This window comes from Halalkalibacter kiskunsagensis, assembly GCF_037027555.1.
Lineage (GTDB): Bacteria > Bacillota > Bacilli > Bacillales > Bacillaceae_D > Halalkalibacter > Halalkalibacter kiskunsagensis.
This window is the reverse complement of sequence record NZ_JAXBLX010000085.1, coordinates 1-7,246: the sequence shown is the minus strand read 5'-3', so window position 1 is coordinate 7,246 and position 7,246 is coordinate 1. Positions and strand designations below refer to the sequence as shown.

General features: G+C 35.5%; 6 protein-coding genes, 1 rRNA gene and 2 pseudogenes. 8 read left to right on the top strand and 1 reads right to left on the bottom strand.

Features of this window, described 5'->3' with window-relative positions; translation table 11 throughout:
• Window positions 1–8 precede the first annotated feature (8 nt).
• The 6 genes and pseudogenes from rrf to SLH51_RS24125 form a co-directional block, all read left to right on the top strand.
• A 5S ribosomal RNA gene (rrf, locus tag SLH51_RS24150) occupies window positions 9–124 on the top strand.
• 821 nt (window positions 125–945) lie between these two features.
• Window positions 946–1,974, top strand: a complete 1,029-nt coding sequence (locus SLH51_RS24145) for a TRAP transporter substrate-binding protein (RefSeq protein WP_335964134.1) — start codon at window positions 946–948, stop codon at window positions 1,972–1,974.
• A gap of 95 nt (window positions 1,975–2,069) precedes the next feature.
• Window positions 2,070–2,546 (top strand): TRAP transporter small permease, encoded by a 477-nt coding sequence (locus tag SLH51_RS24140; RefSeq protein WP_390183976.1) that lies wholly within the window; start codon window positions 2,070–2,072, stop codon window positions 2,544–2,546.
• On the top strand, window positions 2,546–3,820 hold the full coding sequence (locus SLH51_RS24135) for a TRAP transporter large permease (protein WP_335964132.1): 1,275 nt from the start codon (window positions 2,546–2,548) through the stop codon (window positions 3,818–3,820). The genes SLH51_RS24140 and SLH51_RS24135 overlap by 1 nt, the downstream gene beginning before the upstream one ends.
• 21 nt (window positions 3,821–3,841) lie before the next feature.
• Complete coding sequence (locus SLH51_RS24130) at window positions 3,842–4,858, top strand: zinc-binding alcohol dehydrogenase family protein (RefSeq protein ID WP_335964131.1); 1,017 nt, start codon at window positions 3,842–3,844, stop codon at window positions 4,856–4,858.
• 50 nt (window positions 4,859–4,908) lie between these two features.
• A pseudogene (locus tag SLH51_RS24125) lies at window positions 4,909–5,031 on the top strand (mannonate dehydratase); the annotation flags it as partial.
• Window positions 5,032–5,236: 205 nt separating this feature from the next.
• Here the strand turns inward: SLH51_RS24125 and SLH51_RS24120 are convergent.
• Window positions 5,237–5,926, bottom strand: a complete 690-nt coding sequence (locus SLH51_RS24120; RefSeq protein WP_335964130.1) for a GntR family transcriptional regulator — start codon at window positions 5,924–5,926, stop codon at window positions 5,237–5,239.
• Between the two features lie 364 nt (window positions 5,927–6,290).
• On the opposite strand from SLH51_RS24120, the gene SLH51_RS24115 reads away from it, so the two are divergent.
• Both SLH51_RS24115 and SLH51_RS24670 read left to right on the top strand, forming a co-directional pair.
• The gene (locus SLH51_RS24115) at window positions 6,291–6,482 is read left to right on the top strand and encodes an LptM family lipoprotein (RefSeq protein WP_335964129.1); all 192 of its coding nucleotides are present in this window, start codon (window positions 6,291–6,293) and stop codon (window positions 6,480–6,482) included.
• A 247-nt stretch (window positions 6,483–6,729) separates the two neighbouring features.
• Window positions 6,730–7,062: pseudogene (locus SLH51_RS24670) on the top strand (DUF4372 domain-containing protein); the annotation flags it as partial.
• Window positions 7,063–7,246: the final 184 nt, after the last annotated feature.

The window sequence follows — 7,246 nt, the reverse complement described above, 5'->3', positions numbered from 1 at the left end:
ACCAATAGTCTGGTGGCGATAGCAAAGAGGTCACACCCGTTCCCATGCCGAACACGGTCGTTAAGCTCTTTTGCGCCAATGGTAGTTGGGGGCTTCCCCCTGCAAGAGTAGGACGTTGCCAGGCAGATAAAGCATTCCGATGGGGAATGCTTTTTTCTATGTCTAAAATAAGAAGGGGCGTTGAAGAGCTTTTGGCACAGAGGGAGCAACAACTTCACTGAATAAGCCGATGGTAACACCATGAGTAATCTTCATAGAAAAAGCACCGTGTTCCCTGAGAGACGAGCACGTTTCTCTTTGTAGAATATCGTGGAAAGGCTACAATGAAAACCCCCATGTCATTCATCTCCGCAGAAGCGAAATGACGAGCTAGGACGTTGTCAGGCTGGACTGCACAAAGTTAGCAGGGGGATATTGTACAGGACTAAAGAAAGTGAGTAATCCTGAAGGAGCAACATCTTCTTCGAATGGGTCGATGGATATATCGTAAGTAACCTTCATTGAAAAGCATCAAGACTAAACTTCACCATAGAAGTGAAAAGGGAAGGGAAGGCGTTGTAAGAAATTATAAAGCCATTCTAAACAGGATGGACATGTATCTGTATACGTAATTAGAGCGTTTAGTGATGTTAAAAAATCGGGCTTTATTGAGCAAGACCTGAGTATCTAGGTTAAAGTGTAGAAGAGTTTTGTTCTTAAATTAAAAGGGGGAGGAAATAGTGCAGATGGAAAATGCCTAAAAAAGCAGAAGTGTTTCGCTGAGTAATACATACGCTATGGTGGGAAACAAATATCTTTCTATTAAGAAAAAGGGAAGAAATTATAAATTTCTTTGTTGACAACGCTTTCAAAACATACTAGTATACAAGTATGTTAGATAAGAAATAAGAGGAATGAAATGTTGAATACTGAACTATTAAAATAAAACATTAGGGGGCTTTATTAATGAAGAAATTTAAATTTTTACCAGCAGTTTTCGCAGCAATGTTTGTCATGTCAGCTTGTGGATCTGATCAGGCTTCACCTGTACCAGAAGAAAATGAAGCAGCGGCTCAAGAAGAAGCTGTAGAATCAATTACTTGGAAATTTGGACATCTTGCTAATGAAGATCATTTGTGGCATAAGACGGCTGAGAGATTTGGTGAGTTAGTAAGTGAAAAAACAAATGAACAGATTCAGATTGAGATTTATCCTAATAACCAACTTGGTGGAGAAACGGATACCATTAATAGTATAAAAGCAGGAACAGCAGATTTAGTGATCTCTGGAGAAACGATGGCTAACTGGTCACCTAAAGCAGCATTAATGGCTGTTCCTTATGCATTTAGAGATGAAGCACATTTAGTGAATGTAATTGAAGGTGAGATTGGTCAAGGAATTGAAGAAGAAATTATTGAAAAAGTTGGGTTGACACCACTTTATTATCATACTCGTGCACCACGTAACTTAACATCTAACAGTCCGATTTCTACTCCGGAAGATTTAGCTGGATTTAGAATGCGGGTACCAAATGTTCCTTTATTCTTAAGTGTTTGGGAAGAAGCTGGAGCAAGACCACAAGTGATGGATTTTAACGAAGTATTTACTGGCTTACAGCAAGGGGTCATTGATGGACAAGAAAACCCGCTTGATTTAATTCATAGTGCTGGATTTGCTGAAGTACAAGATTATGTAAATGAAACAGAACATGTTTATTCTTGGATTTATATCTTAGTAGGTAATGAGCAATTTGAGAAATTATCTGATGAATTGAAAGAAGCAGTTATGGAAGCAGCTGAAGAAGCTCAAGTATATGGTAAAGAACTATTTGATACAGAATTTAGTAACTATAGAGATGAATTGATTGAAAGAGGCATGACATTCAATAATGATGTTGACCAAGATGCATTCCGAGAAGCGATGCTACCTGCAATTCAAGAAAGTTTAACTGAAGAACAGTATTCACTTTATGAGCAAATTCTTGAAGTGCAATAGTAACATTTAAAGGAAAAGGTATACCACTTACTATCATAAGAAAAATGGAGAAGTGAGTGGTATGCCTTTAATTTATTGAAAAAGGAATGAGAAAAGTGAGGAGTACAAAACTATTAGACCGCACGCTGGAGACGGCGACAATATTAACGTTTGCAGCCCTAATTATTGTTGTAGTTATCCAAATTGTTTCCCGCTATCTACCATATTCATTTGTATGGACAGAAGAATTATCACGGTTCTTATTTCTATATGCTATATCCTTTGGTGCCCCACTAGCTTTAAGGGATAAAGAGTTTATCAATGTGGATTTACTACTTATCTTTCTTCCTAAGAGAATTAGAGAGATATATGAGGGTTTTGTTTATTTATTAATTGTTTTATTATGTGCAGTTGTAACCTATTGGGGATATAAATTTATCCTAATTGGACGTGGACAAACATCTGCAACAATGACAATTGATATGTCGATCATTCATGCATGTATTGCGATTTCCATGCTATTCATTGGAATTTATGCTTTTCTTCATATGATTGATTATTTTAAAGGCCTCCAAAGGGGGAGTGAAAACTAATGTTAGCGCTTGTTTTATTTGTATCCTTTATTTTATTAATTTTTTTTGGAGTCCCAATTGCTTTTAGTTTAGGTATCTCTTCGATTATATACTTGTTAATGGCTGATATCTCTTTATCGATTATTCCACAAAGAATGTTTGGTGGACTGAACTCCTTTGTTCTTTTATGTATTCCTGGCTTTATTCTAGCAGGTAATTTAATGAATGCAGGAGGAATTACGGACAGAATTATTAACTTTACTAATAATATTCTTGGCCATATTCGAGGTGGTTTAGGTCTTGCAAATGTTGGCTCATCTATGGGGTTTGCAGGAATTTCAGGTACTGCTTTAGCTGACACGGCAAGTATCGGTTCGGTCTTGATTCCGGCAATGAAAAAACAAGGATATGACGCAGACTTTTCTGCAGCAGTAACATCTTCTTCTTCTACGATTGGTCCGATTATACCACCTTCGTTACCATTAATTATTGTTGGGACATTAGCAAGTGTTTCCATCGGTGACTTATTTTTAGCAGGTGCTATTCCAGGTGTTATTTTGGGCATCGGTTTAATGATCGCTGTCTATATTATTTCTGTAAAACGTAACTATCCAAAAGGCCAAAGACAAAAGATGTCTGTTATTGGGAAATCATTTATTGATGCGTTTTGGGCATTAATGATGACAGTCGTAATCATGTATGGAATACTGGGTGGCTATTTTACTCCTACTGAAGCTTCTATCGTTGCTGTCGTTTATGCGTTGGTAGTCGGTTTATTTGTATACAGGGATCTTAAAGTAAAAGCAATTCCTTCTATTTTATTGGCATCAATGAAAAGTACAGCTTCTATTATGATACTCGTTGGTTTGGCAAACCTATTTGGTTGGATTTTAGTAAGTGAAAGAATTCCACAACTTGTTGCTAATACGATCTTAACTATTTCTGATAATAAAATAATTGTAATCTTGCTTATTGTCCTACTATTGCTGTTTGTCGGTACATTTATGGAGACAATTGCTGCACTAGTCATTTTATTCCCAGTCTTATTACCTGTAGCAATGAGTGTTGGAATGGATCCTGTTCATTTTGGTGTTCTTATGGTACTTGGTTTAATAATTGGTTTATCTACACCTCCAGTAGGTGTATGTCTGTTCGTTGCATCTAGTATAGGAAAAGTATCAGTTGGTAAAACGTCAATTGCGCTTATCCCATTCTTATGTGTAAGTATTTTTGTCCTACTATTAGTAGCTTATATCCCAGAATTAACACTTTTCTTACCTAGTTTGTTTAACTAATTGAAGGAGTTGAGTTGTTGTATGAAAGCTGTCCAAGTAACAGGAGCGCATAAACTTGAAATTATTGAAAAAGAAAAACCTGTCATAAAAGAAAAAAATCAAGTGCTGGTTAAAGTGAAAATGGTTGGCATTTGTGGCTCTGATATGCATATTTACCACGGAACGAATCCATTAGCTACTTTGCCGAGAATTATAGGGCATGAGGTCACTGGGGAAGTGGAGGGAATTGGTGCAGCCGTTACTGACCTTTCTGTCGGTGATAAGGTTGTCATAGAACCGATAGAACCGTGTGGAGAATGTTATGCATGCCGAAAGGGAAGAAGAAATGTATGTAATGAATTGGAAGTATACGGAGTTCACCTTGACGGAGGAATGCAAGAGTATCTTGTGATGGCAGATTATTTGGTCCATAAAGTAAATAAAGAATTAAGTTGGAAAGAGACTGTTTTAGTCGAACCATTTACGATCGGTGCTCAGGCAAATTGGCGTGGCAATGTTCAAGAAGGCGACACAGTCCTTATTATGGGGGCTGGTCCAATTGGTCTTTGTTGTTTGAAAATTGCCAAGTCAATTGGTGCAACGTGTATGATTACAGATTTAAGTGATGATAGGTTGGAATTTGCAAAATCATGGGGTGCTGATGTAACGATTAATGCGGGTAGAATGAATGTAAAAGAAGAAGTGCTCACTCTAACGAATGGTGAAGGCCCTAACGTGGTTATCGATGCTGTTTGTATTCCAAGAACGTTTGAAGATGCAGTTGATTTAGTTTCTCCTGCGGGGCGTGTTGTGGTACTAGGTTTTGATACGACCACTTCTAATGTCTCACAACTTCCCATTACAAAGAAGGAAGTTACAATTGTTGGATCTCGCCTTCAGACGGATAAATTTCCTGAAGTTATAAAATTATTTAATGAAAGATCTCTAGGGATTAAGGACATGGTTACACATGAATTTTCTGTTGATGAGATAAATGAAGCCATTTCATTAATTGAAAATGCTCCGAATGAAATAAGGAAAGTGGTTATAATGTTCTAAATTTTTCATATAGAGATGTAATAAAACATATGGTTCAAAAGTCAGCAAGAGTTCATGACGTTCCAGCAGGCGAAAAATGGCCAATGGATAAAATAGTAGATGTAAAAAAACAAGCGGAAGAACATGGCTTAAATATTGATGTGGTAGAAAGTGTAAACGTCCACGAGGAGATTAACAAATGATGATGGATCTTCGGGAGTTTAGTTAACAATCCAAATATTTGAATGGGAGTATAAGGTGGAATCTTGCCCAAGAACAGGGAAGACTCCACCTTTTTTACTTTTCGGGAAAACTTCAATGCGGTTTTTTATAGAGTACGAACCCTAGTAAGCTAGAGCCTAACGTAACTAAAGGAAGGGCTAAGTAGGTAGAAGTATTTTATTTCTCCTTAAAGTATCCAGGGTTATTTTTTTTGATTTCTTCTCCTTCAATTTCGACTAGACGAAGATGTTCAGTCATAATTGAAATACCTTTTTCTGGGTCTTTTTTAATAATCGAATCTAAGATTATCTGATGCTGTTTGAAAATGTCATCCAACTTATAGTTCTCAATGAGTCTAAGCATTCTTAATCGATTTAAGTCTGAATTCATTTGCTGAATAGCAGACCAAATTCGTGGTTTTCTGCAACCTTTAAAAATAGTTTTATGAAACTCCTCATCAAGCTCTAATAAACGAACATACTCCTTTTCTTCTAAGCAAATTTGTTGTTTCTTGAGGTTTTCTTTTAAACTTTGTATTTCTTTGTTAGGAAAGTCAATACAGGCAAGCTTGATAATTTCTTTCTCCATATGTTCACGCATAAATCGAGCCTCTTCTACCAAAGCCAAATCAATTAAAGATACAACCGTACTTTTTTGTGGAAATACTTCTAAAAGTCCTTCTTGCGATAATTTCAAAAATGATTCATGAACAGGGGTTCTGCTAACATTTAGAGCCTTAGATACTTCAGTTTCAGAAATCGATTGGTTTGGTTTTAGATGCAGGTTAATAATATTCATTTTTAACGTATGATAAACAAAGTCTCTAATAGAACTTTTTGTATTTTTTTCTTCAATTATTAATTCCATAGCTTTACCTCCCTTTGCTAATATAATAACATGCTAGTATACTTGTATGTTACAGTTTTTAAACTAATTAAATGATAAAAAGTGTAAATCTCAGTTACTAATTATTTAGCGGTACCAACAACTGAAACAAACAATTCAACAAGCTTCTTTTTATTGGATTTTATAGTTATTTCCGTTGAAAATCAATCAGAGCAATGGAATGGATTAAATGAGAATCGCCAATTCAAAATAAAAACTTCATTTAGGTTTGTGAACCGTATCATAGATAAATGAGGATGTTTTATGTTTGATTAAAAGAATTTTATAATAACCTAAATAATATTGAGAAGGTGGGAAAACAATAAAAAAAAGGAGGTTACAATAAATGAAAAAATACTTGGCCGTATTATTCTTAACTTTTTCTATTTTTTCATTAGCGGGTTGTGGAAATGATCAGGTACCTGAAGAAGGGGAACAAATTGAAGAAGTAGAAATTGAAGAAGAGAATGGACAAATTGAAGAAATGGAAATAGAAAAACAAGGTGAAATTTTTGACCGTGAAGTAATTGATGACTAGTGTTTGTCTACTCAGAGTCATCTAAAAGGAGTGCCTGAAATTTGGGCGCTCTTTTTTAGATGACAATTACTTTCCAGTAAAAACTATAAATATTTTATATACAATCACTAGCGTTGTATTAAGTTATTTTCAATATTAAAAAGACTCAAAATCTTCAATCATCTGTATTTGTGCATAGAAAAAGTCCTTTATAATGGATAAGTTAGGTGGTAATCCCGTCCAAATCCAATAATAAAGGACCATACGCATGGATAAGATTACACGAAAAACTTCATTTGGACAATGGTTTTCACCGATAAATCTCGAATTATTTGATGATCAAGTGAAAACATTGAAATTAGATTTTTATACGAAAAAACTTACGACGGAATCCATTTTAAAATTATTACTCTACGCACAGCTCGAAGCTCAAAACCGTACTAAAAACTATTTTCGCCTTCTGAAAGTACTTGATACAAAAGGGAATGAGCTTCACTTAATCACCAACCGTTTTGATTTGAGTGCCGAAGAAATTTCAGAGATGTATAAATCACGCTGGGCGATTGAGTTGTTTTTCAAATGGATAGAGCCACATTTAAATGGGTATTTACCTTTTTGGCTCTAAGCAGGATGAATATATAAACTGAAAATTCCGTCAAAATTTATGCAACACTAGTGATCTCCACCGTATAAATTTTTTATATAATAACTCAACTTTCGCACACTGAAATAGGCAGGTAGACCTTGATGTAGTTAGGTAAGCCTGCAATCCATTGTTGTAGTTG